Annotated in this window: 2 protein-coding genes; both read right to left on the minus strand. The window is 72.6% G+C overall.

Translation table 11 applies throughout. The annotated features are described in order from the left end of the window. Window positions 1-172 precede the first annotated feature (172 nt). Window positions 173-1,171, minus strand: a complete 999-nt coding sequence (gene gap / locus ABT085_RS45660) for a type I glyceraldehyde-3-phosphate dehydrogenase (RefSeq protein WP_351622984.1) — start codon at window positions 1,169-1,171, stop codon at window positions 173-175. Between the two features lie 173 nt (window positions 1,172-1,344). Next, window positions 1,345-2,301: a GlxA family transcriptional regulator gene (locus tag ABT085_RS45665; RefSeq protein WP_351622987.1), complete on the minus strand. Its 957-nt coding sequence runs from the start codon at window positions 2,299-2,301 to the stop codon at window positions 1,345-1,347. Between the last annotated feature and the right edge of the window lie 166 nt (window positions 2,302-2,467).

Raw genomic sequence — 2,467 nt, forward strand, 5'->3', positions numbered from 1 at the left:
CCCGGATCATCCGGGGCGGGGTTCTGTTCGAGCGCCGGGCAGGCCTTGCACCTGCATCTCCCCACAGGAAGTGGGGCGTCTTTCCTTGGACCACCAACGCACGGCGCGGTCACGCGATCCCGCGGTGCGCTCAAGATCGAGTATAGCGTGCCCGCACCCTGGTGATGTCCGGTCAGCCCGCGGCGAGGAGTTCGAGCGTGTCGATGACCCGGTTCGAGAAACCCCACTCGTTGTCGTACCAGGCGACCACCTTCACATGGCGGCCCTCGACCCGGGTGAGGGCCGAGTCGAAGATGGAGGAGGCCGGGTTGCCGACGATGTCGGAGGAGACGAGCGGGAAGTCCGAGTACTCGAGAACGCCGGCCAGCGGGCCCTCGGCGGCGGCCCGGTAGGCGGCCAGCACGTCCTCACGGGTGACGTCACGGGCGACGGTGGTGTTCAGCTCGACGATCGAGCCGACCGGGATCGGAACCCGGATCGAGTCGCCGGACAGCTTGCCGTCCAGGCCGGGCAGCACGAGACCGATCGCCTTGGCCGCACCCGTCGTGGTCGGCACGATGTTGACGCCGGCCGCCCGGGCACGGCGGGCGTCGCGGTGCGGGCCGTCCTGGAGGTTCTGCTCCTGGGTGTAGGCGTGCACCGTCGTCATGAAGCCGTGCTCGATCCCGGCGAGCTCGTCGAGCACCGCGGCCAGCGGCGCGAGCGCGTTCGTCGTGCAGGAGGCGTTCGAGACGATGGTGTGCAGGGCCGGGTCGTACGCGTCGGTGTTGACCCCGTACGCCAGGGTGACGTCGGCGCCGTCCGACGGCGCGCTGACGAGCACCTTCTTCGCGCCCGCGTCGAGGTGGGCGCGGGCGTCCTTGGCCGAGGTGAAGCGGCCGGTCGCCTCCAGGACGATGTCCACCTCGAGTTCGGCCCACGGCAGCTGAGCGGGCTCGCGCTCGGCCAGCACCTTGATGCGTCGGCCGTCGACGACGAGGACGTCCCCCTCGACGGTGACCGGGCGGCCCAGCCGGCCGGCCGTCGAGTCGTAGGCGAGCAGTCGCGCAAGGGTGTCGGGCTCCGTGAGGTCGTTGACGGCGACGATCTCCAGGGCGCTGTCGCGCTCGAGCAGTGCGCGCAGCACATTGCGTCCGATGCGGCCGAATCCGTTGATGGCGATGCGAGTCATGAGTGGTGTCCCTTCGGTTCGCCACCAGAGTCGCCTGCCGCTCCGGCGGCGGACAGTGGCGGGATCGCCATGGTTCAAAAGGATCGCGCCATGGTCTCCCCATGGGTCGTGCCATGGCGTGGCAGCGGTGGATCGCTGCAGGTGGCGGGGCCGACGGCGGACCTGCGGCGGGGCTATTCGCCCTGGGCGAAGGTGCGGCGGTACTCGGTCGGGGTGGTGCCGAGGATGCGGTGGAAGTGCAGCCGGAGATTGGCTCCGGTGCCGAGGCCGACGTCGGCGGCGATCTGCTCGACCCCGCGCTGCGACCGTTCGAGCAGTTCGCGGGCCATGTCGATACGGGCCCGCATGACCCACTGCATCGGCGTGTAGCCGGTCTCCTCCACGAAGCGCCGAGAGAACGTGCGTGGCGAGACCGCCGCCTGCCGCGCGAGGATCTCCAGGGTGAGGGGTTCATGGAGCCGGTGCAGCGCCCAGGCGCGGGTGTCGGCGAACCGCTCGCCGTGCGGCTCGGGCACGCTGCGCGGCACGTACTGGGCCTGGCCGCCGCTGCGGTAGGGGGCCGCGACCAGGCGCCGGGCCGCGTGGTTCGACGCGGCCACCCCGAGGTCGCCGCGCAGGACGTGCAGGCACAGGTCGATGCCGGAGGCGGCGCCTGCCGAGGTCAGTACGCTGCCCTCGTCGACGAAGAGGACGTTCTCGTCGACCTGGACACGCGGGTGTCCGGCCATCAGGGCCCGGGTGTAGTGCCAGTGGGTGGTGGCCCGCTTGCCGTCCAGCAGACCCGTCGCGGCGAGCGCGAAGGCGCCGGTCGAGATGGCGGCCAGCCGCGCCCCCCGGCGGTGGGCGGCGATCAGCGCGTCGACGACGGCCTGCGGCGGGTCGTCGCGGTCGGGGCGGCGGTAGCCGGGGATGAAGACGATGTCGGCCCAGGCGAGCGCGTCGAGGCCGTGCGCGACATGGTACGAGAGGCCGTCGCCGCCGGTCACGAGTCCGGGTGCCGCGCCGCACAGCCGCACTTCGTACGGCATGCTCGCCCGCGTGGAGAAGACCTGTGCGGGAATGCCGACGTCGAGCGGCTTGGCCCCCTCCAGAACGAGGACGGCCACGCGACGCAGACGAGAGGCTGACACGGGGACAGGGTACGCAGGCGACGCCCGGGCGCGGGCCGCGGACCTGGGACGGCCGTGGGGGGGGGCCGCGCCCCCGCGGGGGGGGGCCCGCCACGCGCCGGCGGCCCCCCGGGGGGGGCCGCCGCCCCCCGGGCGTAAAAGAACACATGAGACGCCCGGGGTGCGG

Source organism: Streptomyces sp. NPDC002265, assembly GCF_040296125.1.
Lineage (GTDB): Bacteria > Actinomycetota > Actinomycetes > Streptomycetales > Streptomycetaceae > Streptomyces.